This window comes from Rhizobium sp. 32-5/1 (assembly GCF_029537235.1).
In the GTDB taxonomy this organism is placed as follows: domain Bacteria; phylum Pseudomonadota; class Alphaproteobacteria; order Rhizobiales; family Rhizobiaceae; genus Pararhizobium.
The window spans coordinates 738,064-760,943 of the sequence record NZ_CP120639.1 but is presented as its reverse complement, the minus strand read 5'-3'; the positions used below and the strand labels follow the sequence as shown (position 1 = coordinate 760,943).

Here is a 22,880-nt window from a genome sequence, read left to right as displayed (position 1 = left end):
TTCCTTATGTCTCCGAGTGTTCTAACCCCGAGACGGCCTTTAAATTGATAGGTAAATTCACGTAATCGCATCATTGCCATGAGATCGGTATCGCGTTCATCTAGTCCTAAGCTGCATCATAGCATCCCCCACGCACGAAACCTCCCCTGCCCGTCATCTCCCGCAAGCCGAGTTCGCCGACGATCCTGACCGCCGCCTGCGGCGTCACGCCCACCGCCTTGACGATCATGCCGGCCGAAACCAGCGGGCGTGACATCACCAACTCGATCAACTCGGGCAGTCTTGACGATGTGCGCTGGCCGATCAACCGGCGTTCCATCGACTGCCGGGCAAGGGTCAACCGGTCGTGCTCCTTGAGGCCAAGCTCGGCCGCGGCGGTGATGCCGGCGACAATAGCCAGCAACCGGGTTTCGCGATCGCGATGCCGGCGGCGATCGACCGGTATGGATTTCAGGCCGAGATTGACCGCGGCCAGATGCGCTCCGGTCGTCACGCCGGCCTGACGCACCAATGAGGCTGCCAGCAGCCGGCCGAGCCAAGGGGCATGCTGCAGAACCTCCAAAGAATTCCAGGCTTCGAGGGCGAGGATCGCCTGCAGGACGGGCGGTAAACCATCAAGATCGCGCAGGACCGCCCGCCATTCACCGAGCCGCTCGTCCTCGTCCCAATCGAGATCGTAGACCAGCGGATCCTTTTCCCGGGAACCGACGCGGTTCGGCGACTTTGCGTTTTCGATCGCGGCCTCTGATCGGGCCAGCACCGCATCGATGGCGGCAAACTCGGCGTCGAGCGGGCCGGCGCCATCATCGCCGTCCTCCCTCCTCCGTTCGCGCTGCCGTCCAACTCGCCGGCGTCGACCACAACGATGCCTTGGGCGCCATGTGATGCTGCCGTCGCGCCGGCGACAAAGTCGTGCCCGCGGAGGCTGCGCAGACCGTCGGGGCTTAGCGCCCACCCGGGCGGCTGTGTGGCAATGCGCCGACGCGTGCGCAACACGTCGCGGGCGATGGTCAGTTCGTGGGTCGGGGCGCGGATGTCGGCGCCGGCGTCGTGCAGCACCAGGTCCTCGAGATGGACGAGTTCGCCGTCGATCCACAGCGAGGCGCAGGCATCGGCAAAATGGGATCGTTCGATCCATCCGCTTCCGACCGGCGAACGCGCAATGCGCTCGTCGAGACGCGATAATGCTGAACCTGCATCCGAAATCGGCCGCAGCAGGCTCTGGATGGGCAATTTGGACAAATCGTAAGACATTGAAATCATGGTAAATGATTTGCTAAACGAACGCTATATGCCTTTTACAGTTCATTACCAGCCGCTTTTGCCGGAGCAATGTCTAACCATCGATAAGTATCCCTTATCAGAGGTGACACGTACGAACAGTTTGTACGCATGGCGGGGAGGTGTTATTGTTGTCTTCAGAGCAAATCTCGGAGATCCCGATGCCCCAGACCAGCTATAAGATCAGTGAAGCCCGCAAGAATTTTGCGGAAGTCCTTGAACGCGCCAACCAGGGCGAAGAGATCGTCATTATGCGCGGTAACGAAGTTTATGCCCGCATCGGTCCAGCGGCTGACGGCGGAAAACGTCCCTTTGGTCTGCTTCGTCGCCGTGGCCTGCCCGACGACCTGTTTGATACCAGCGATGCCGAGCAGGCCGCCATCGACGCCGGCGACTGGAACGACGAGACCGGCGTATGGCAAGGCAAATCCAACGATCAGGAAAGCACGCAATGAAAGTTTTGCTCGATAGCCACGCCGTCTACTGGTGGACCATCGGCAGCGATCGCCTGTCCACGAAGGCACGAACGCTCATCGAGGACAAGGCAAACGCCATCATCGTCAGTGCGGTCACGTTCTATGAGCTGGACAACAAAATGCGATTGAACAAGCTCGACCTCAAGCCACAGGAACTACGGGCAGCCGTTACGGAAAGCGGCCTACAGATCCTGGCCATCACCGATCTGCATGCCGAGCTCGCAGCGTCTTTTGACTGGGACCATCGCGATCCATGGGACCGGATTCTTGCCGCACAGGCGCGGCTGGAGCACTGCACTTTCGTTTCGGCGGATCAGGCGTTCGATGCGATTTTGCATGAGCGGGTCTGGTAAGGGATGGGACTGATGAAGATCTTCGCGGAATCTGTCGAGGCGGCCGAACGGCTTGAGGAACTCATCTCTCTCGCCGAGCGCAGTGATGAGGTAATCATCTGCCGGGAAGGAGTTCCCATTGCGGTGTTGACGGCCGCGCGGGAGGATTTCGATCGGGGCAGCAACAGGCTCTGGGCGCTGATGGCGGAGGGAAGACCTGCCGATGACAGAATAACTTCCAACCACGATGAATTTTATAACGAGAACGGACTGCCGAAATGAGCAACTCTTCGTCGCGCTCAATCGAAAAACGCATCGAGACGTTGGACACGATCGCCGCCGTCCTGCCGATTGACCGCCGCGACGAACTGGCAGAACTGCTGACCGACCAGGACATCGAAACACTGCGCCATCTGGTCAACGAGGGCATGGGGAAAACACCCTGCGCGCGCTCACCTCTGACCTCGCCTATTTGCAGGCCTGGTCGCTGGCGGCGACCGGCGCCTCCCTCCCTGGCCGGCGCCCGAGGCCTTAGCTCTGAAATTCGTGGCCCACCATCTCTGGCAGCCCGAACAACGCGACATCGATCCTCACCACGGGATGCCTGATACGGTTGAGCAGAGCCTGCGCGAGCAGCGGTTCCTTCGATCCTCCGGGCCGCATGCGCCCGATACGGTGCGCCGGCGGCTTGCCAGCTGGTCGACGCTGACGAAATGGCGTGGGCTGACGGGCGTCTTCTCCTCCCTTTCCCTGAAATCCGCGATACGTCTTGCCGTGCGGGCGACGCCGCGGCCAAGAAAACGCAAGAGCGCCAAGGCAGTCACCGGCGACATCCTTGCCAAAATGCTTGTCACCTGCAGCACGGACAGCCTACGCGATATCCGTGACCGGGCAATTCTGATGGTGGCTTTTGCCTCGGGCGGTCGCCGCCGTAGTGAGATTGCCGATTTGAGAAGGGAGCAGCTCTCGGTCGAGCCGCCAATCGCCGTCGAGGGTGGTCCTCCCCTCCCTCTCTCGCCATCCATCTGGGTCGCACCAAAACGTCAGGGACCGAGCACGATGAGGTCGTTTATCTGAGCGGCCGGCCGGTGGATGCGCTGAATGCCTGGATGACCGCTGCCAGAGTTGAGAGCGGGAGCATTTTTCGGAAGATCGATCGTTGGGGCAACGTTTCGAAGCGGGCACTGGAGCCGAGTGCAGTCAACCAGATCGTCAAGCAGCGGGCGGCGCTGGCAGGGCTGGAGCCTGGGGAGTTTTCGGCGCATGGGTTGCGGTCCGGCTATCTGACCGAGGCTGCCAATCGCGGGGTCCCGCTACCTGAGGCCATGGAGCAGTCGCGACATCGATCGGTGCAGCAAGCGTCAAGCTATTACAACAGCGCGACAAGGCGCAGTGGAAAGGCAGCGCGTCTCCTGTAACGGCCACCCTCCAATCTTTTTATGTTCCCGCGGGAACGCAGCGCTATCCAAATCTCGACTAATGACGCTCCATGTTATCAAGGAGCAGCCGCATGGAATTCCTCTCATTTCTCAAGAGCCCCGAACGGATGATCGCGATTGCCGCTGTTGTCATCTGGCTCATTTCGATCGCCCAGGCTGCTGCACTATCGCTTGTCTGAATCGATGGGTTCTCGAGCACCTACATGGCCACGTCGGGTGGCTGCCGATAAGATGCAACCGTCAGCACACTCGCCTTTGATCCGGATAGAACTGTCACCGGGCAAGGGTCGTAACGGAAGTGGCACTCCCTCATCGTGACCCCAGCGCAACACCTCTACCGGATGATCGCGCGCCATCACAATCCGGCTTGATCCGCCCCCTCTCCCCTGTTTCAATCGGGTAGGAGGAATTCCTATGAGCTACGATTGGGATGGAAACAGGACACGCCTGTTTAAGACTATCCGCATTGCCACAGGTCTCATGTTGTTGATTGGGTGCCTGAGCGCGCCGGTCGTCCTTGTTTTGGTGAGCTAAGCAGGATGAATTGCCGCAACGCTGGCCTACCCGCGCTTTATTGAACCTGCAGTGTAGCGGTGAGCCCAAATTGGGCTGAAAATTCAATTTCGAGTTTAAAAAATGAAAATCTCGTGGATGCTCCTCCCCTCGATGCTCACTATTTTTCCGACAGCGGCGATGGCGACCATCCCCGTGTCGGAAAACGCTGGATGGGTGATCAGGTATAATACCGACGACAAAGTCTGCGTTGCAACACCGCGCACTGACGGCGGTCTCGTTTTTATGGGCTCGCTTGATGGTCGGCTGGATCTAGTCTTCAGAAGTCCAGATCTTGCCTGGGTCGGCGCAGGGAAAGCGTACCCATTTACAATTTACACAGACGGTAAAAGCTGGTCAGGCACCATGCAGGGCCTCCAGGACCACTCCGGTGTGAGCCTTGCGGGCGCCGCGGGCGAATTCCTCTCTGCGTTGAAGGCAGCCTCAGAAATAAGTCTCGAGATTGAGACGGTAAAGCTCGGTCCTTACTCCCTTGCCGGGTCGGCTAAGACGCTTGAAACCATCGAGGAATGCGTAGTGGCAGCAAAAAACGGGAAATTCACGCCGCCCCAACCGGTTGATCTCCCGTTGAACGATGTGCTGGAGTGGAAAAAGACGATTATGGAAAGCCCTTCGTTGCACAAGGATGGACGGCGGCTCTGAAAGGCCAGGATAACAGGGACGGTACTTCAACAACTTTTCTGGAGGCAAGGAACCCACAAGGGAACTCGATCACTGTTGAACTCGAAGGAACGTCCGGTGAACTTGGTGTGTTTCCGTTTCAAGAGGCTCAAGTACCATCCATTTATTTCTCCGCGTTCTCGGGCGGAGCGCACTGCTGCACAAGCGCGGTGGCGATTGTGAGTTACGGAGGATCTTCGGAGCAAATCAAAATCGGCACATTTGATGGCGGTGGTCCATCTCCTCAGGATATCGATGGGGATGGTGTGTTCGAGCTTTACGCTGTGGATCAGCGACACCTCAACGCCTTCGGCCCGTACGCAATATCGCTACCGCCTCATCAGATCCTGACGCTGTCGTATCAAGGCGACAAATTTGACGACGTCACTTCTCAACCAAAATTCCGGTCGTTTTTGCGACCACGCTTCGTCGAAAATTACAAGAAGTATATGGCCGTCGCTGACGATAGCGCCCAACAAGCGGCCATAGCCGGAATACTGGCGTCTGCAAGCCAGCTTAATCTGTTCCCGGCGTTTCGAAATTCCATGGCCTCGAAACTCTCGGGCAAGCCGGCAGACGGTTACGATAAATGCCGCTCGCCAGAGTGCTCACCGGAGAAGATGTTCAAGACGCTATCCGAAATGGTTCTCGATCGCTTTGGGCGGTGGGGATACACTACAGGCGGCACGTTCCGCCCAGAGACGATTGCCTTTTTTAAAGACCTTGAGTCTCGTTCCAGCTTTGGCGACAAAACTGAAGGGGCAGAGCTTTCATGCGAGGAGGCTGCATACCGGTTCGACGTCCCAGAGACGGGCGCGATTTCCTTCTCCGGATACGAGATCAGCTGTGATGTCGAGACTGCAGTCACACAGGAGGATATATCGGTTGTGTCGGCATTTTGCGATGCTGTGGGCGAGTTTTCCTTTGAAAACTATATGTTTACCCGAACGGCAAACGGTCTCAAAGTGTCACAGTGGAGTAAAGACGTGAGCGGCGCGGCAAGTCAGACTGTCGAGTTCAAGCCGTGTGGCTAGATGAAACCTTGTGCAGCCAGTTCGAATGGCCGCCTCTCACTTTTGCAGAATCAGATGCCCGACGGTAGAAGCTGGGCAAAAGCTGCTCGGATCTCATCTTGAAAACCATCGCGATCGACTTTGAAACCGCCAATGAACAGCGAGGTAGTGCCTGCTCTGTCGGCTTGGCATGGATTGAAGACAATCGGGTTGTTCGCATTGAAGAGCGCCTCATTCGTCCCAAGGACATGCGCTTCTCCTCCTTTACCATCGCTATTCACGGCATCCGGCCGGAGCATGTGGAGGATGCCGGACAGTTTCCCGAAGTGATGGATGGTCGCATACGGGGCTTTGACTTCTCCCTCCCTTACATCTTCCAACCACGCGCTTGCAGAGACACGTCTCGCGCACTATAGTCACTATAGTCATTCTGGTTATAGGTGAGACGATGCAAGCATCAACACACGAAGATATGAGCTGGACGGTCGCCGGAGCGAAGGCGAAGCTATCGGAAGTCATGGAGCGAGCGCAGGTGTCGCCTCAGACGATTACTCGCAATGGAAAGCCAAGCGTGGTGGTTGTTTCTGCTGAAGAGTGGCAGAAGAAGATTGCGCGCCGCGGATCGCTGGCGGAGTTCTTGTTGGCATCGCCGCTGCGTGGCGCCGATCTGGATATTGAGCGACAACACGACGAGCCGCGCGACTTGTCACTATGAGACTACTCCTCGATACGAACGTTCTGTCGGAAGTTACGAAGCCTCGCCCCGTTGAAAGCGTCCTGAAGTGGCTCCACTGCCTGGACGAAGACCGGACATTCATCAGCATCATATCGATTGCTGAAATTCGCCGCGGTGTCGCGCTGATGGATGCTGGGCGAAAGCGCGACGCCCTGGACGAATGGCTTATGTATGATCTGCCTCAACGCTTCGAAAACCGGATTATTCGGGTGGAAGCGCCTGTCGCCTTGGCTTGGGGTGATCTCATGGCTCTTGCCAAGCGAAGTGGTCGCGGGCTCGCCTCCATGGACGGCTTGATTGCAGCTACCGCCGTCGCTCACCAATTGACCCTTGCGACGCGCAACACCAAGGATTTCGCAGGTTTTGGAATAGACATCATTGACCCATGGGTGGACTGATCCGGCTCTTGCTTGTCGATTGAAAGGATTGGTCTGAATGCTCTCCTACAGCTTGCTCAAAAATCACGCCGGAATCCTTCTCATCGGGGACTACACGTCCCTGACCTGTCTGCATGAAGTCGTCCACGACGTGAATGAGCGCTCGCCGATTGTGAAAGACAAGGAAGGCTCGTTCCTTGGGTTGGCCTACGATGTGCGCAAAGCTTATGAGCGGCAGCGCGAGGTCATTCAGCCACCAAAACAGTTTGAAGAAATCGGCGTTCGATACGGTGTTCAGATCCTCTGGCCTGTTCTCCTGCTGCAGCAGAGGCTGCTAAGGCAATCCCTCGCATTCCTTAGCCATACGGCGAAAACCCCATCCATCACCTATGCCTTGGAAGCCGTCATCGAAGATGCATTGCGAGAGGATTTTGGCGCACAGGCGGGGCATATTATCGATCTCTGGCAGCGCCTTGATCCGGCACAGTCTGAAGTGTTCGATATGATGAATAGCCGCGGAGGCATCTTTTGTTCGTTGACGAAGGCGCAAAGGATGGCAGGCTTTGCGCAGCTCCTTTCGAGCTTCGATCCTATGTATGAGCGCTTCTACCCTACCCATGCGGCCCAGCAGACGTCTCATTGGGTATCAAACCTTGCCTCACGACCGAGCTGAACGGAAGTCACGTGTTTTCCGACCGGCAGCTCCCGTCCTCACTCCTCCGCTCGCCGTTCTGTATCGGTTGACCGGACTTGATGAGATTCTGCATCTGCAGTGACTTCCGGAGGCGCCGGATTCTGCGGATTGCCCAGCTGGGCTATAAGCGCAGATCTTGTTCCCTTCTTCGACGCGCCTGGGCTCAGTAGAGCTTTGTCACGCTTTCCGTCTCGAGCGAAGTTCGGTCACACCAATTCTGCGCGGCACAGATCAAAAACAGCTACAAAGAGCAGCCCTTCCCTTTTGCCGCTCCTCCCCCAGTCCATGCGGTCGAAAATACGACCGACCTTCTTTCGGCCATGGATGGGTCAGGACGCGCTTGGGTGTTTTTCGATCCCAAGGTTCATTCTCGCTCCTGAAAGACGCTGTACGGCCTTGTGTAAGGGTCAAGGAATTTCACTTTCTTACTTTTTGATTGATGGGATCGAGCCCTTTCTTGCGACGGGCGACGAACCGATCGTAGGTGGAGTTCGCTCTCTTGAATATCGGCAAGACTGCGACGATCCGGCCGGCGTTGGAACAACCACCCTCAGATGGCCGCGGACATCAACAAATTGCTGATATTCCTGCCTCCTCCGAGTTTTCGCAGGGGCATTTTCTTTGCCGCCCAGGCGCGGCTGGAGCATCGCACCTTCGTCTCGGCCGATCTGGTGTTCGAGGCAATTCGGCATGGGCAGGCTTGGTGGGAGATGTGACTGATGAACATCTTCGCGGAACCAGCCGAGGCGGTCGAACGGCTTAAGGAACTCATCTCTTTCGCTCGCCGCAACGACGAGGCGATCGTCGGCCGAAAAACTACCTATCGCGGCGCTGATGGCCGCGCGGGGAAATTTCTATCGAAGCCACCGCCTTTGGGCCCTGATGGCTGAGGGAAGCCCTTCGACCAATGACCAGACTTCTAATTGGGATAAACTTATGACTATAAAGGGAGTGCCAAAAAGCCCGGCGCGTCGCCGCATTCGATCGAGAAAGCGCCGGGACGATTGACACCATAACCGCCGTGCTACCGATAATCGGCGTTAAGACTGGCCGAGCTGCTCCACTAAGCAGGATGTCGAGGCATTACGCAACCTGATCAACGCGGCATTAGCGAAAACCGCACTGCGCGCGCTTGGCCGCCGCTGGGTGCCCCTACCCTTGCCGGCGCCCAAAGCCTTTCTGCTCAGATTCGTCGCGCGCCATTTGTTGCAGCCGAGCAGCGGACGATCGGTCCTCCAAGGCATACCCAGCCACTGCCCAGCAAACCTGCGTAATCAGTGCTGCCTACCCGCAACTTGGGCACACCACCGCGACATGATCCTGACTGGAAGTAGTTTGTCGCCCTGATGCTGAGCCCAAACCTATCGCCCCTGCCTCTGGTTCCACACCGGGTGGGAGTACCTCTCGGCCTGTGCATCAGGGGGCGCGGAAGATGGGTGAAACCGAATTCAGTGTCGACAATTGACCGGCGCCGCGACGCGTCGTGGAGAAAAGTCTCGGTTATACAATTCACACACGGTGATTCCGATTCTGTCCCTCCGGATGGCCTGATTCAGCGCGTCGCCCATCATCGCTGACCCCTCTTTCACTGTTTCGGATTCTATATTTCGTTGGCCTCTCGAGACAGATCGCAAAGGTTAAGCCGTTAACATGTTGTTACAAAAGGATTTTATGGACAATGGAGGACCGCACGGTGTTCCACGTTAGGCAACTGGTGCATTAATGAGCTTGCCCAGCCGCCAGAATCGAGGCTTATTGTAACAGCGGTTGAAAAATGGTTTTCCCGCATTGAACCGCTGTTACTGAGATCTGGTCCAGACATGAAAACCAAAGCTGATGCGCCCGTGTCGCGAGAGACGCTCGTAAGCCTTATTGACCGGCATTCATCGGCTCTTGCTATTCAGCTGCAAGCTCATCATATGAGCACGTTCCCGCCAACGGCGCAAAAGGGAATACGCCATTTTCAACCGTCAGAAGCTGCAAAGTTGGTGGGGGTAAAGGAAGTCTATCTCCGCCAGGTCTCCAATGACATTGACAATCTAGAGGTAAGTACGACGCCGGGGGCGCCGCTCCTATTCTGTCGACGATATCGACAAAATCCGCCGACACCTTGACAAGGTTGGCAGAGCAGATCGAAGATATTTGCCCCACCGCCGCGACGGTGAAGACCTCCAAGTCATCTCCGTCATGAACTTCAAAGGTGGTTCGGGAAAAACGACGACCTCCGTTCACCTCTCCCAATACCTAGGACTGAGGGGTTATCGAGTCCTCGCTATTGATCTTGACCCGCAGGCAAGCATGTCCGCCCTGTTTGGACATCAGCCCGAAATCGATGTGCACCCGAACGACACGATGTACGGCGCAATTCGGTACGACGAGACCCGCCGGCCGGTAAAAGAAATCGCTCGGAAGACCTATATCCCTGGACTTGACCTTATTCCGGGGAACCTCGAACTCATGGAGTTCGAACATGACACCCCACGCGCGCTCATGACACGGCAGCCCGGCGATGTGATGTTCTTTCAACGTCTCAGCGATGCCATTGATGATGTGAGTGATGACTACGATATTGTTATAATCGATTGCCCTCCCCAGTTGGGCTACCTCACGCTGTCCGCCCTCACCGCGGCGACATCGGTTCTCGTGACAGTCCATCCGCAAATGTTGGACGTCATGTCGATGAACCAGTTCCTTGCCATGGTCGCCGATTTGCTCCGGGAAGTGGCTGCCGCCGGGGGCAACGTTGATTTTGCATGGTTGCGCTACCTCATCACCCGATTCGAGCCGTCAGACGGACCCCAAAATCAGATGGTCGGCTATCTCAGGTCAATTTTTGGAGCCCATGTTCTCAATTTTCCGATGCTGAAGTCTACTGCCGTCTCGGATGCTGGGCTCACGAACCAGACGCTTTATGAAGTGGAGCGCGGCCAGTTCACTCGCAGCACCTATGACCGTGCGATTGAGTCGATGAACAGCGTTAACGACGAGATTGAAACCCTGATCAAGAAAGCTTGGGGACGAGCAACATGAGCCGAAAAAACCTTCTAAACCTGATCCAGGTCGATGCCGACATGACTGTGAAAGCTGCGACCTTCGATAACAAGTTGGTCGGGCAAGTCGCCAATACGATGCGCGAGGAGAAAGCCCGGCAGGCACGGGCCGACGATATCGAGCGCCGGCTTGCCGAGGGCCAGGTCGTCATCGATCTGGAGACAACTCTGGTCGAGCCGTCTTTCGTTCGCGATCGCATGCCGGGCGATATCGATGGTCTGGTTTCGTCGATCCGCGAGCAGGGGCAGCAGGTACCAATCCTTGTTCGCCCCCATCCTGAGAGGTCAGGACATTACCAGGTTGCCTTCGGTCATCGCCGCCTGCGGGCTATCCAGGACCTCGGCCTGCAGGTTAAGGCAATTATCCGCGCCTTGACAGACGAAGAGCTGGTGATCGCACAAGGGCAAGAGAATAACGAACGCGAGGATCTCTCCTACATTGAGAGGTCCCGGTTTGCCCAACGACTGAAAGAGCGTTTTCCCCGAGAAGTGATCACATCCGCGATGTCTGTCGACAAAGCGGAGCTATCGCGGATGCTTTCCGTCGTTGAGGCTATCCCCCCGACCTGATTGACGCGATCGGACCCGCCCATGGGATTGGGCGGCGCAGCTGGCAAGAGCTCGCGGAGTTGCTCCAGAACGACGAAAACCGGAACTCTGTGGAGCTGGCGCTATCAGAAGAAATCCAAAGCATGACGTCGCAAAATCGGTTTAAGGCGATTCTCAACGCCCTCAAACCGCGCCGCGCAGTTCGCGGCTTACCTGGAGTACTTTCGTCATCATCAGGTCAGCGACTAGCACAAGTCAAGCAGAGCAAGTCAAAGCTCGAAATTACGATCGACAGGAAGGAAGCTGCGGAGTTCGCATCGTTCCTGCTCAATGATGCGGTTGCTCTATTCGAAGAGCGCCGTGCAAAGTCCGTTGGAACAAAGGAAGCGTAACCGCAAAAGAAAAGAGCCCCCAAAACGTCGCCGTCTCGGAAGCCCCTATCTGTCTAAGCACCAGTAGAGTCGCATTTCCGGGATTCATCGTCAAGAGTCTAGGCGCCGTTTCGGCGAACGAATTTCTTTTGCCTGTTAGAAGGTGAAGAATGATGTATTCGGAGAATGTGACGACGCCCTTTGGGCGGCGATCGGTGACGCTTGCCCTTGTGAGACGGCAGCTGGCGGTCTGCGAAATCCCGGCAAGCAAATCAGCTAACAAGTGGAAGGTCTTCCGCGACGCTTCAACTGCGAAGGAACAGTTAGGGCTGCAGTCGAGCAGCCTTTCTGTGCTAGACGCGCTGTTGAGCTTCTACCCCGAGAACGAACTGCGAGGAGATGCGCAGTTAGTGGTTTTCCCGTCGAATATGCAATTGTCGCTTCGAGCGCATAGCATGCCCGGCTCGACCTTACGCCGCCATTTGGGGGCTCTGGTTGACGCCGGCCTGATTATCCGCAAGGACAGCGCCAACGGCAAACGCTTCGCACGCAAGGGTGAAAACGGCGTTGTAGTAAGAGCTTTTGGCTTCGACCTTTCTCCAATTCTGGCCCGTGCCGATGAACTCGCCCTATTGGCGCAGCAGGTGATCGCGGTTCGGTTGCAGTTCAGAAAGGCGAAGGAAGAGCTCACAATTTGCCGGAGAGACATCCGTAAGATTATAACGGCGGCGATCGAAGAAGGTCTCGAGGGAGATTGGCAAGCTATGGAGAACGTTTACGTCGAGCTGGTGAACACTTTCCCTAGAACGCCGACCATAGCTGATGTGAGGAAAACGCTCCAAGACATGGAAACACTGCGACGGGAGGTTCTCAATTGCCTGGAAACAAAGGAAAATGCAAGAAATGTAGACACCAATGATGCCCAAAATGAGCGCCACATACAGAATTCAGATCCAGACTCTAAAATTGTATTTGAACCTCCAACTGAAGAAGAAGGCGGGGAAAAAGACAAGAGAGCTGTCAAGCTGGGTAAGCCGTTGAAGGCGTTTCCCTCTCCATTGTCCTAAAGGCATGCCCACAAATCTCTGACTACGGGCCCGGCGGAGCTGTCGGGAACTGGCGCGATCTCATGTCAGCAGCTGTGGTCGTTCGCTCGATGCTTGGCGTCAGCCCTTCGGCTTACCAGGAGGCCTGTGAAATTATGGGGCCCGTAAACGCGGCAGTGGCAATTGGATGTATCCTGGAACGGGCAAACCTAATCAGTTCCGCTGGCGGTTACTTACGAGACCTTACCAGGCGCTCGGAGCGGTCGGAGTTCTCACTCGGCCCGATGATTATGGCGCTTTTGAAGGCAAACGGTCTGGACTTGCATCGTAAAAGTGGAGTGGCATTTTCAGATCATGCTGCCAGTCTTTCGAACTGTGCGGCGCTTAGGTAGTCAAGCGCCGAGTGCCACCGGGTGGGATTGTAGAGTCCATCGATGTAGCGGGCAATGGAGATTTCGGCCTGGTTCCGCGTCTGATAGATGGTCCGCCAGATGAGCTCTGATTTCAACGTCTTGAAGAACGTTTCGACCATGGCGTTGTCCTAGCAATTTCCTTTCCCGACATCGAGATCACAATGCCCTTGCTGCGCAGCAGCGCCTGATAGTCGATAGAACAAATATTGACTGCCGTGGTCGGAATGATGGATCAGGCCAGGCTTTGGACGACGCATGAGGATGGCCTTTCGAAGAGCACCGATTGCCAGTTCACGGTGCAGCCAGTCACCCACCGCCCAGCCGACGGCGCGGCGAGAGAACAGGTCGGTGACAACGGAGAGATAAAGCCAGCCTCGCGGGTCCATACATATCAACCCCCATTTCTGATTGGGACCGGTTGCTGGGAAGTCCTGATCGATGATGTTGGGCGCAACCGGGAAGGCATGCTGGCTGTCCGTCGTGCGCTTGAACCGACGCTTCTGCCGGGCATGCAGGCCATTTTCTCGCATCAGCCGGGCGGTTCGCCTCCGACCGATGGCAAAGCCGCCGTCCTCCAATTCCCGCGTCATACGTGGGCTGCCTAGGTCTCATGAGAAGGCGAGTAGGCCGAACGACCATGCGCCAGCATCACCACGTCCTCGCGCTGCCGACGACTTGCCGGCCGGTCTTTCCAGGCAAAATAGCCGTTCTGGCTAACGCCCAGAGCCTTGCAGAGACGGTCTGCGGGAAATTCTGTTTTCGCTTGGTCGATGCAACGGAATTTCATTGGCTTCCTCCTTGGCGGAAAAAGTCGCGGCATGCTTCAGTATCTCGCGTTCCTGCCGCAGGATTTCATCTTCCCGGCGTAACCGTTTCAGCTCGGCCGCCATGTCTTCGGTAGCAGCGGACTCTGTCGGACCATCCATCGCCTGATCAAGGCTACGGCCGATCCAGTGTACCAGCGTCGATAGGCCGACACCCAAGTCCAGGACGATCTCGCGCTGCGTCCGGCCGCTCGTCCGCGTCAGGCGCACCGCTTCCTTCTCGAATTCCTTGGTAAAATCTTCTGCTTCGGCCTTCCGGTTTCCTCTCAACTCAAGAAAACCCATCCACTTTTACGGTGCAAGTCCAGTCGCAGCCAACTGACGGTAGGATAATGCAGCCGCTAGGTTGAAGACGAGCACGCACGTGTTCTAACAGGTCGAGGCTTTTTGACGTTTCAGCTTTAATCACAGCTCGTTGATAGATCTGCGATGGGGCTTGATGAAAAGTCTGAGGCCGTCGGGCTTTCGACACGCCTATAAACGACGAGTGTAAAAGGCCGGCGCAAGCGTGTGTATGCCCATCAACACCGAGAGAACGAGTAAGGATGGTGACCTTCTCTGCATCCCTAAGACGGTCGGGTTTACGAATGAGAATGAGGTCTAAGAGGGCCACGGGCGCACTGAGAGAATGCCAGACACAACGCTTACACTGGAGAGAACGTGTAGTTCGCGATTTCGCACTGCAAGCGGTAGTAATTGTCGTTGACTGCCGGGGCGTGATGGGCCCCTGTCATTCGCGCTATCACGCGACATCGCCTTGTGCGTGTCGCAGGGCCGAGCGCGAGGCGGAGAGCTCGGCTCTGCAAACCGGCGCCGATATTCTACACATTTCCCGTAACTTCTTCACTATAGCGGCAGCGGCAAATTCCGTTGATATCATAGTAAGAATATGTGGCCTCGGTCATGCAGAGTTCAATTTAGCGGCCCAGACCACCGATCAGGAAACCCCAGTCTGAGGAAGCTATATCCTTGCGTTGAGATCGATCTCGAGCGAAGAGCCGGAAAACATTCTGCCCTCTACTGCGCTGGCTGCATGCAAGGACGGACAGACAAGCGATAGGATTTTCAGCCCTTCCCGCCGGCGACAATTGGACGACGGAAATGCGCAAGTTTCCAGCCCTGCCCTAATCGACGGGATACCAGGTCCGGAACTGGTCCGATTGTTCCCAGCCGACTGTTCGGGTGAATTCACAAGGGCGGCAGACGCGCTTGACCCGTGTTTGAATAGCCCGTGATCGGCGGCTTTGAAGAAAATTCCTTAGTTTGTAAACACAAGGAGCTCGGCGTGGTCATCGAATGCGTCTGTTTTGACGTCGAAGTCCGGCGGCTCGCGTTGGCAACAGGGATTCGAGATTGGTAGACGCAATTTCGATCGGTTGAACCGTCGGCGACTCGTTTGGAAAGTAAAGCAGGTTCGGCCTTCTTCCCTGGCCTTCGTGTGGGACCGACTCGCTCTCATGACAGTCTTGACTGGTTCAAGATCATGGCATGGTCACCCTTGGATGTCTGAACGAGCCGCGTTTCGATCTCGTCTCGAGAAGCTGCGGCGGTGCCACAGGTGGGGCGGGCGAAGTGGCAAGCCGCCCCGTTTAGAACGCACATAACAAGACACCGGATCTCTCCGAACCATGGGTGCTCCCGTGCGTGTAGAGATGGAACTCAATTGGTGCGCACTAGATCGCTAGAAGCGAACGCAACCTTCCAGCGCCAACAGCCGAGCGAGCGGTTTGATAAACTCCTCCGGAGGTAGCGCGATATGGCGGCGGGAGAGAGGTCCTTGGAAAGGCCGCCGCTTCTTTGACCTTAGTATTGCACATCCCGGAGGCGTCAGGCTGCCCTTGGTGGGCGGAACGGCCTCTGGGGCGGGTCGCCGTATTCGTGGGGTTCCGCCACGAATTCTCGGCAAGGACGGGACATTAGTTGCGCACCCACCGGTTACAACGGTTCGTGCAGGGAAGCTCAGCTCGTTGCGCGAACGGTGAATGGCCCTACAATGCTGATAGGACGAAATCAACCTGTGTAAAATCAACGCCAACCAATTGGCAGTTCAGCCGGGGTGGCTTGCTCTGCGGGTGTTCTTCAGACAATTGCTCCGGCTTGACTTCTTGGCAGCCCAGGGACGGATTCAATTCGGCGCCACTACCCTTTGCCGATCCCTGTGCCGCGCATCACAGCAAGCCCTCGTCGACTAACCGCCGCATGACACTGTTGACCGCGGTCAACAGATGTAAGTGATTGAATTATTTGCGATTTCTGTTGCTTAGTTTTCGGGACGTTTAAGATTCCTCGAAGTGAGGGCCAAAGTGCGCGGGAAGCGGACAGGGAAAGCATCGAGATCTAAACCGGCTGGATGATAGGATTTCCGGCATTACATCTTCTATACCTTCCTCTTTTCATTCTTCGCCGCCAGAGCTTGCGCAAGCGTGGTGCAGTCTAAGTAAACCGCTAGCTGGCATGATGCCCCTCCGCACGTGTCGCCGATTCGTCAGTTGACCGCGGTCAACTGGTTTAAGTGCCTGTGAAATCAGGTGTTTCAGACCACGGTGTTCTGCAGAGTGCAAATCGATCTGTGATGCTTCGGGCGAAGTATGTGCTCGAATTTGCCGAGACCAGAACTGTTTGGCGGATGTTTCTCGGGCGTGCTTTGGGCTTAGATATGGGTACTGGGCGGTGATATCTGCGCCAAGTTCAAGGGCATAAATGGGTCCGTTGCCGTTGTCCCGTCAGTGCTCTTCCCAGCGATCTTCGGGTGGCCGCTGCACTTGCGCCTTACCTTCCGCGAAGGAAAGATTCTCCGCTACCTCTCTCTTCAGTCCGTGATGATCCGCTCCTTTGCAGTTCTTGCCTTCGCTGCAATCGGTTTTGCCCTTGAGGTGTTTGGAGCGAAAAAAATCCGATATCGTTGCGTTACCCGTTAGAGCCGATCAGCCGGACTGGAAGGGCTCGCCCTTCCCTCGCGGCATGGGTTTTCGTGCGCAGTCCCCGCGAGACCGACCTAGCCCTTGGGAATCCGTCCCCGCCTTTTGACCGGCGGTCTCCCGCATGCTGATGAGCCCGCACGACGATGCTTTTGATCATAGCCATTCAAGATCGGCTTCGCGCGAAAGAACCGACAGCATTTCGTCGAGACGCATCTCGATCCAGCGGGAATAGCGCCGCTTCACCGAGCGGTAATCGCAGAGCCGCTAGGGCAGGTCCCGCCAACCCCTCTGGAACGCGCCATTTACAAAAGCGCATCCAGAAATGTTCTACTATCCGTGCGAAGAACACGCTTGCTTTTGGCGCCAGCCGGCACAAAGCCCTTGATCCGGAAATTGTCACGACGCCCCCGGACCTCGCGCGCGGTCCGCATATATTGAACAGGCCGCGCGCAGCAGGGTTATTCAGGGCCGAACCGGTCGGTCACTTCGGTCAAGTCGACATGGCCCTGAAAAGCGCCATTGCCTGGAGATATCTCCCCGGTCTCCAGCGATATCGCATAAATGACGGCAGAATTGGCTTCGATACGGCGTCTCAGACCTGCGAGCTTTGGCCAGCGAGCCTTGTCGATCACCTGATGAAAGTCTAGCCAGCGGGCGACCCCGATCAGAAGCCCGTCGGCAAGCGTCGGGTGATCGGCAACTAAAAATTGGGTGTCTCCAATCATTTCCTCGAGACGGTCGTGGCGCTCGATGACGCCGTCGTTCCCAAATGCTTTTATGGCTGCCAGCATCGCTGGGGTGGTCCGCCGCATTTCCATCGCAGCCCAAAGCGGACCGAACGCACCCGTAAATCCTGTGTTGATGAACGCCATGAACTGGTGCATCCGGTCGGCCTCGCGCGATAGTGGGTCGAAGCTGATCCGTCGTTCTGTGTCCCGGGCTTCCAGCCATGCCGCAATGGCCATGGTTTCGGTTAGTACGTTGCCTTGATCAGTGATCAAAACGGGCGTCTCGACACGCGGATTGATCCGCTTATAGGACGGATCGCGCATCTCACCGAACATGTCGACGCGGCAAAGCCTGTAAGGTCTGCCCATCCATTCCAGAGCGGCGACGAGCCCCATGGAACTTCCCGCGGGGAAGCCGTATATGAGTATGGGTTCCATATTGTTGTTCTCCGTGACTTCTGTTGATCACGCTGCGCAGCGTAGTCGAACCATAACTGGCGGCCGCGCCAAGTAAATTACGCACCTTTTTGTTACCAGGAGCGACCGATGAAAGGCCTTGTTTCCCGCTGTCCAATTGAAGAGGTCATGCAGATTCTCAGCGGTCGTTGGCCAACGCTGCTCATCTATTATCTGCAGCAAGGGACGAAGCGGTTTAGCGATCTTCGCCGGGAAAATCCGACAATTTCTCACAAGATGTTGACACTTGAACTACGCAAACTGGAAGATGCAGGCATCGTCCGTCGCACCGATTTTGGCGGCTATCCTCTGCGTGTCGAATACGATCTCACGGCGGCGGGGAGAGACTCTTGCCACTAATTGACGCTCTCGGCGATTGGTGGAGAAGCACTGAGGGCGGCTTACAAGAACAGGGTGAATTGGACAGTTCAGGTTTGCTGCCCCGTCCGCGTTTGGCCCGGAACTAGTATCCTCAATCAAATCCAATTGTCCTTTTCAGGCTCCGTCCATCGTAAAGCAGACGGGCAGGTTCCGCTTTCAATGGTGTTAAGCGCGCCATCGCGGGACCTCGAAAATCTGCGAGTCTCGTCAAAAGAGAATCGGCCACTCATCGTCAATACTTAGCGTTTCATGTCACCAAAAGGGCAAGAATCATTATCAAGGGTACGTGCCTTCGACGAAACTGTGTGCCGAATACGATCTTCGACTTGCTGATCCTGTCCATGCGGAAGTGGCGAAAGCCCTCAGGGGCGGCATCCCAGGCCACGAGATACCAAAGAGGCGGCAGGATCAAAAGGGCCTGCGGTTCAACGTGTCGGATGGTTTCTGCTCCTTTTGCGTCACGGTACCGGTACTGCAGATGTAGCCGCTGGAGAAAGGCCGCCTCGAAGGCGACCAGCAAGGCCGGATCGTTCAAACCCAAGTCTGTGCTTGATGATCTGGTTGACTGCTTTCGGCTCCAGTGCCCGCTTCGAAATGTTGCCGCACCGATCGATCTTCCGAAAGATCCTCCCCGTCTCGATCCCGGCAGCCACAAGCCAGGCGTTGAGGTCATCCCCGGACGGCCTGTTAGATATACGATCTCATTTTGCTCTGCCCCTGACGTTTGTGCGACCCAGATAGATGGCGAGAGAGGGAGGGGAGGGCCACCGCGCGACGGCCATTGGCGGCTAGACCGTGAGCTGCTTCCTTCGCAAACCCGCAATCTCACTGCCGCGGCGACCGCCCGAGGCAAAACCCACCATCAGAATTGCCCGGTCTCTCACGTCACGAAGGTCTTCGTCTGCACAGGTTGCCAGCATCGGCACTAGCACATCTGCTGTGACCGCCTTGGCCCTCTTGCCAAAAGGACGCTTGCCGCCATCGGCCGCTGAACCGATGCGGGCATAAACTCCGTTGCCGCGTATGCCAGCGATATCCTCGTCCTGGTTGGCGCATCCGAGAACTTCTGCGAAGTTCTTGCGCGCTTCGCTGACCTTGTAGCTGGTCTGCGGCATCGGGACCTCCCAAATTTTCTCTGTAGGTATGGATATGACCGCTTTGCCGTGCGTATATGTCACGTCCGATAAGAAATACAAATCAGTAGTTATGCATTGTTCCGACAAAAGCGGGCAGTAATGAACTCTTGCTATGAGATAGCGTTCGTTTAAAAAATCATTTATCATGATTTCAATGTCTTACGATCTCGCCGGATTACCCATCACAAGTCTGCTGCGGTCGATATCCGAAGCCGGCTCGACCTTGTGCCGGCTTGACGAGCGCATCGCCCGTTCGCCGGTCGGTCAGGGCTGGATCGAACGATCCCACTTTGCCGATGCCTGCGCCTCGCTCTGGATCGACGGCGAGCTGGTGCATCTCGAAGACCTGGTGCTGCATGACGCCGCGGCCGATATCCGCGCGCCCACCCACGAGCTGACCATCGCCCGCGACGTCCTAAAGACCCGTCGCCGGATTGCGGCGCAGGCGCTCGGCTGGGCGCTCAGCCCCGACGGTCTGCGCAGCCTCCGCGGGCACGACTTCGTCGCCGGCGCGCCTGCACCATCATCTGGTGACGGGGTCGCCGGGAGCCAAGGTGCAGCGACGGATTTCGATGCGGCTGGAGGAGGGAGGGGAGGAGAACGATGACGATGCCGGCCCGCTTGCGGAAGAATTCGCTGCCATTGACGCCGTGTTGGCCCGATCGGAAGCGGCCATCAAACAGGCAAAGACGCCGAACCGCATCGGTTCCCGCGAAAAGGATCCGTTCGTCTATGATCTCGATTGGGATGAAGACGAACGGCTCGGCGAATGGCGGGCCGTCCTGCGCGAGCTCGACAATTTTCCACCGGTGCTGCAGGCGATCGTCGCCCTCGATGCCTGGAACGGTTTGGAGGTGCTGCAGCATGCACCTTGGCTCGGCCGGCCACTGGCCGCCTCAATCCTGCGGCAGGCCGGGATCACCACTGGCGCGCATCTTGCCGCGATCAATCTCGGCCTGAAATCCATTCCCGTCGATCGTCGCCGGAATCGCGACCGCGAAACCCGGTTGCTGGCCATTCTCGCGGGCATCACCGCTGCGGCCGAGCTCGGCTTGAAGGAACACGATCGGCTGACCCTTGCCCGGCAAACCATGGAGCGTCGCCTGATCGGCCGGCGCACATCGTCAAAACTGCCGGAGATGATCGAACTGGTGATGTCGCGGCCGATGGTTTCGACCGGGATGATCGTCAAGGCCGTCGGCGTGACGCCGCAGGCGGCGGTGCGGATCGTGGGCGAACTCGGGCTCAGAGAGATGACGGGGCGGGGGAGGTTTCGGGCGTGGGGCATACTATGATGGCGATGCGGGCCCCTCTGGGGGAACGGACTCGTTGGGAGAACGATCGCCGCTAGGCGTTAGATCAATTGTTCGGGCACTGTAAACTTATCGGCTTGCGGTCAAAGCATGGCAGGGATGCACGGCATCAGGCTAGTCCTTTCCTATGATCTTATTGGCGACATCTCGGCCAGCGCCGGTCTCGCCAAAGAGGGCCGCTCGTTCGTTGGCGGGAAGGAGAGCTATCTTATCCGTCTTTCTCACCCGACGCTGCGATGGCGGTCGAGACGAGCGTCGGCCCGCATCCGTGCCGGGCCTTGATCGCATTTGATCCTAGCGTTTTTGTCGCTTGACGACAGCGACGGGAGGCTACGTGCGCAACATCGGCGGCACGTATTGCTCCGACGTGACGAAGGGCCTGGACCACGGTGCCTGCAGCACTGCCCGGAGCAATAAGATGGCTGGACGAAGCGTGGCGCAGATCTATGACGCGCTTACACGGCGGGAGGGCCATTGGTCAGATAGGTGCTCTTTGCCGCGTTGATAGGCCAAGGGCATTCGCCGCTCCGGCGCCGGCAATTTGCACCTGAGATCCGGTCCCCGCCCTAACACTTTTGCGATTTCATAGCCATCGGTGATTTCCGGTAGGGTCGGGTTGCTTAGAGCCAACCTGAAGGACACCACCGATGACCGACGACGTGAAGAACCTGCGTTCGCTTGTTGAGTAGAGTACAGACGCAGATTTGCTGCGCGATATGATCGGCTTTGCCGCTGAGAAGCTGAGGGCTTTGGAAGTTGGCGCTGTGACTGGCGCAGGCTACGGCGAGAAGAGTGCGCTTCGTGTTGCCCAGCGCAAACGTCCGTCGCGATCGAGATTGGGGACACGCGGGCTGGCACGGTTGAACTGCGTACCCCGCGCTGCGGACCGGCAGCTATTTCCCAACCTCCTGGAACCGCGTCGCATGGCCGAAAAGGCTCTGACTGCTGTCATTCAGGAAGCTTACATCCAGGGCATCTCAACGCGCTCCGTCGATGACCTCGTGAAGGCAATGGGCATGAGTGGCATCTCCAAGAGCCCGGTGTAACGGCTTTGAGAGGAAATCGACGTCAAGGTCAAAGCTTTCCTCGATCGGCCTATTGAAGGTGAATGGCCATAGTACTGGTCGGGCCTAATCGGCCAGAAGCTGCGAAACAGGCCAACTCGAAAAAATCGAATGGGCCGACGCAAATTAGGAAAGGAGCTGTGCGGCCTGCCCTTGCTGCACCACCAGTTCGACCGCCTGTCTATCGAACGAGACGAAGGTTTCGCCGCCAAGCCAATTGCCCTCATAGGCCATTATGCCGTCCGCAAAATCTCCGCCGGCTTCGAGGATCGCAAGCCCGACTTCAACGGCGGGCCTGTTCATCACAACATTACCAGCATCCATCAAATCGCGGATCGTCACCGCTACGTCTTCCTTCGATAGTTTCGCGCCCCGACGCAGTATCCAAACCAACTCGCACAGGCACGGCAGAGAAACCGCGATCAGGGAAGCCTCTTTCAGCAGCTTGCTTGCGGCGCGACCTTGTTTCGCATCGTCCTGCAAGACAGCGCGAGCCAGCACGTTCGTATCGACTGAAATTCTCACTCTTCACTCGCCCAACCAGAGGCGGCAATCTCATTCATTTCCTCAATCGTCATCGGCTTCTTGACCTTCGATGCGTGCCGTCCGATGAAGCTATCAATCGTGCCCACAGGTTTTGCAGCCTTTATTCTAAGCTCACCACCCGGCAGTTTGTCGAACTCGATCCGCTCACCTGGCTTGATACCGAGATGTTGCAGGAGATCTCGCTTTAATGTGACCTGCCCTTTCATCGTTACCGCTAGTGAAGTCATGGGAATTCCCTCTTACTGAGTATGGCCATACAGTAATTGAAATATTCATTACAAACAAGTTTCATGAATGACACCTTGGGCCGCTGCCACTGGGCGATATAAAGAAAGGCGAGTTTTCTCTGGGGCCATGAGGTCAGCGTTGATGCGCGGCGATGCTAAAACCCGTGAGCCACCATCTTGATATCCAGGGATCGCAATCGAGCCTTTGAGGCAAAATTCGATGATTGGGACCCATAAATCAAGTTTATCGGTGTGTTTCAGTCTTTTTAGGTTC

At 56.8% G+C, this 22,880-nt stretch carries 14 protein-coding genes and 12 pseudogenes; 18 read left to right on the top strand and 8 right to left on the bottom strand.

All coding sequences use genetic code 11. The features are described 5' to 3' along the window. Nucleotides 1-116: 116 nt before the first annotated feature. Nucleotides 117-1,263 (bottom strand): annotated as a pseudogene (locus P6U16_RS25280) (RHE_PE00001 family protein). 179 nt (nucleotides 1,264-1,442) lie between these two features. On the opposite strand from P6U16_RS25280, the gene P6U16_RS25275 reads away from it, so the two are divergent. From P6U16_RS25275 to repC, 15 genes and pseudogenes are all read left to right on the top strand, one after another. Next, complete coding sequence (locus P6U16_RS25275) at nucleotides 1,443-1,736, top strand: type II toxin-antitoxin system prevent-host-death family antitoxin (protein ID WP_277704177.1); 294 nt, start codon at nucleotides 1,443-1,445, stop codon at nucleotides 1,734-1,736. Then, a complete protein-coding gene (locus P6U16_RS25270; protein WP_277704176.1) occupies nucleotides 1,733-2,110 on the top strand; it encodes a type II toxin-antitoxin system VapC family toxin in 378 nt (125 codons plus the stop codon). Before P6U16_RS25275 ends, P6U16_RS25270 begins: the two co-directional genes overlap by 4 nt. A gap of 12 nt (nucleotides 2,111-2,122) precedes the next feature. Further along, nucleotides 2,123-2,371 carry a prevent-host-death family protein gene (locus P6U16_RS25265; protein WP_277704175.1) on the top strand — a complete coding sequence of 83 codons (249 nt, stop codon included), beginning with the start codon at nucleotides 2,123-2,125 and terminating at the stop codon, nucleotides 2,369-2,371. Next, nucleotides 2,368-3,507: pseudogene (locus P6U16_RS25260) on the top strand (site-specific integrase). The gene P6U16_RS25265 and the pseudogene P6U16_RS25260 overlap by 4 nt, the downstream one beginning before the upstream one ends. 657 nt (nucleotides 3,508-4,164) lie before the next feature. Beyond that, nucleotides 4,165-4,743 carry a hypothetical protein gene (locus P6U16_RS25255; protein WP_277704174.1) on the top strand — a complete coding sequence of 193 codons (579 nt, stop codon included), beginning with the start codon at nucleotides 4,165-4,167 and terminating at the stop codon, nucleotides 4,741-4,743. Continuing rightward, nucleotides 4,686-5,795: a hypothetical protein gene (locus P6U16_RS25250; RefSeq protein WP_277704173.1), complete on the top strand. Its 1,110-nt coding sequence runs from the start codon at nucleotides 4,686-4,688 to the stop codon at nucleotides 5,793-5,795. Before P6U16_RS25255 ends, P6U16_RS25250 begins: the two co-directional genes overlap by 58 nt. 98 nt (nucleotides 5,796-5,893) lie before the next feature. Further along, nucleotides 5,894-6,109: pseudogene (locus P6U16_RS25245) on the top strand (DNA polymerase III subunit epsilon); the annotation flags it as partial. A 113-nt stretch (nucleotides 6,110-6,222) separates the two neighbouring features. Further along, on the top strand, nucleotides 6,223-6,489 hold the full coding sequence (locus P6U16_RS25240; protein WP_277704172.1) for a type II toxin-antitoxin system prevent-host-death family antitoxin: 267 nt from the start codon (nucleotides 6,223-6,225) through the stop codon (nucleotides 6,487-6,489). Beyond that, a complete protein-coding gene (locus P6U16_RS25235; RefSeq protein WP_277704171.1) occupies nucleotides 6,486-6,908 on the top strand; it encodes a type II toxin-antitoxin system VapC family toxin in 423 nt (140 codons plus the stop codon). The genes P6U16_RS25240 and P6U16_RS25235 overlap by 4 nt, the downstream gene beginning before the upstream one ends. 37 nt (nucleotides 6,909-6,945) lie before the next feature. Next, entirely contained in the window at nucleotides 6,946-7,560 is a 615-nt protein-coding gene (locus P6U16_RS25230; protein ID WP_277704170.1) for a hypothetical protein, read from the top strand. 575 nt (nucleotides 7,561-8,135) lie between these two features. Continuing rightward, on the top strand, nucleotides 8,136-8,297 hold the full coding sequence (locus P6U16_RS25225) for a hypothetical protein (RefSeq protein WP_277704169.1): 162 nt from the start codon (nucleotides 8,136-8,138) through the stop codon (nucleotides 8,295-8,297). Between the two features lie 3 nt (nucleotides 8,298-8,300). Next, nucleotides 8,301-8,471 (top strand): hypothetical protein, encoded by a 171-nt coding sequence (locus tag P6U16_RS25220; RefSeq protein ID WP_277704168.1) that lies wholly within the window; start codon nucleotides 8,301-8,303, stop codon nucleotides 8,469-8,471. 930 nt (nucleotides 8,472-9,401) lie between these two features. Beyond that, nucleotides 9,402-10,611: pseudogene (repA, locus tag P6U16_RS25215) on the top strand (plasmid partitioning protein RepA). Next, nucleotides 10,608-11,572 (top strand): annotated as a pseudogene (repB, locus tag P6U16_RS25210) (plasmid partitioning protein RepB). Before repA ends, repB begins: the two co-directional pseudogenes overlap by 4 nt. A gap of 152 nt (nucleotides 11,573-11,724) precedes the next feature. Then, a pseudogene (gene repC / locus P6U16_RS25205) lies at nucleotides 11,725-12,989 on the top strand (plasmid replication protein RepC). Here repC and P6U16_RS25200 read toward each other — a convergent pair. The 3 genes and pseudogenes from P6U16_RS25200 to P6U16_RS25190 form a co-directional block, all read right to left on the bottom strand. Beyond that, nucleotides 12,950-14,104 (bottom strand): annotated as a pseudogene (locus P6U16_RS25200) (IS3 family transposase). The pseudogenes repC and P6U16_RS25200 overlap by 40 nt on opposite strands. Before the next feature lie 2,640 nt (nucleotides 14,105-16,744). Further along, a pseudogene (locus P6U16_RS25195) lies at nucleotides 16,745-17,186 on the bottom strand (transposase); the annotation flags it as partial. Nucleotides 17,187-17,213: 27 nt separating this feature from the next. Next, nucleotides 17,214-17,921 (bottom strand): glutathione S-transferase family protein, encoded by a 708-nt coding sequence (locus P6U16_RS25190; protein WP_277704167.1) that lies wholly within the window; start codon nucleotides 17,919-17,921, stop codon nucleotides 17,214-17,216. Between the two features lie 108 nt (nucleotides 17,922-18,029). On the opposite strand from P6U16_RS25190, the pseudogene P6U16_RS25185 reads away from it, so the two are divergent. Beyond that, nucleotides 18,030-18,406: pseudogene (locus tag P6U16_RS25185) on the top strand (helix-turn-helix domain-containing protein). 161 nt (nucleotides 18,407-18,567) lie between these two features. On the opposite strand, the pseudogene P6U16_RS25180 reads toward P6U16_RS25185, so the two are convergent. Beyond that, nucleotides 18,568-18,867 (bottom strand): annotated as a pseudogene (locus tag P6U16_RS25180) (WYL domain-containing protein); the annotation flags it as partial. A 412-nt stretch (nucleotides 18,868-19,279) separates the two neighbouring features. Continuing rightward, nucleotides 19,280-19,435, bottom strand: a pseudogene (locus tag P6U16_RS25170) (prevent-host-death protein); the annotation flags it as partial. Nucleotides 19,436-19,890: 455 nt separating this feature from the next. Here P6U16_RS25170 and P6U16_RS25165 point away from each other — a divergent pair. Both P6U16_RS25165 and P6U16_RS25160 read left to right on the top strand, forming a co-directional pair. Next, nucleotides 19,891-20,751, top strand: coding sequence for an RHE_PE00001 family protein (locus tag P6U16_RS25165; RefSeq protein WP_277704166.1), 861 nt, complete (start codon nucleotides 19,891-19,893; stop codon nucleotides 20,749-20,751). 722 nt (nucleotides 20,752-21,473) lie between these two features. Continuing rightward, nucleotides 21,474-21,884: pseudogene (locus P6U16_RS25160) on the top strand (transposase); the annotation flags it as partial. A gap of 75 nt (nucleotides 21,885-21,959) precedes the next feature. Here the strand turns inward: P6U16_RS25160 and P6U16_RS25155 are convergent. Further along, on the bottom strand, nucleotides 21,960-22,358 hold the full coding sequence (locus P6U16_RS25155) for a type II toxin-antitoxin system VapC family toxin (RefSeq protein ID WP_277704165.1): 399 nt from the start codon (nucleotides 22,356-22,358) through the stop codon (nucleotides 21,960-21,962). Further along, on the bottom strand, nucleotides 22,355-22,606 hold the full coding sequence (locus tag P6U16_RS25150; RefSeq protein WP_277704164.1) for an AbrB/MazE/SpoVT family DNA-binding domain-containing protein: 252 nt from the start codon (nucleotides 22,604-22,606) through the stop codon (nucleotides 22,355-22,357). The genes P6U16_RS25155 and P6U16_RS25150 overlap by 4 nt, the downstream gene beginning before the upstream one ends. Between the last annotated feature and the right edge of the window lie 274 nt (nucleotides 22,607-22,880).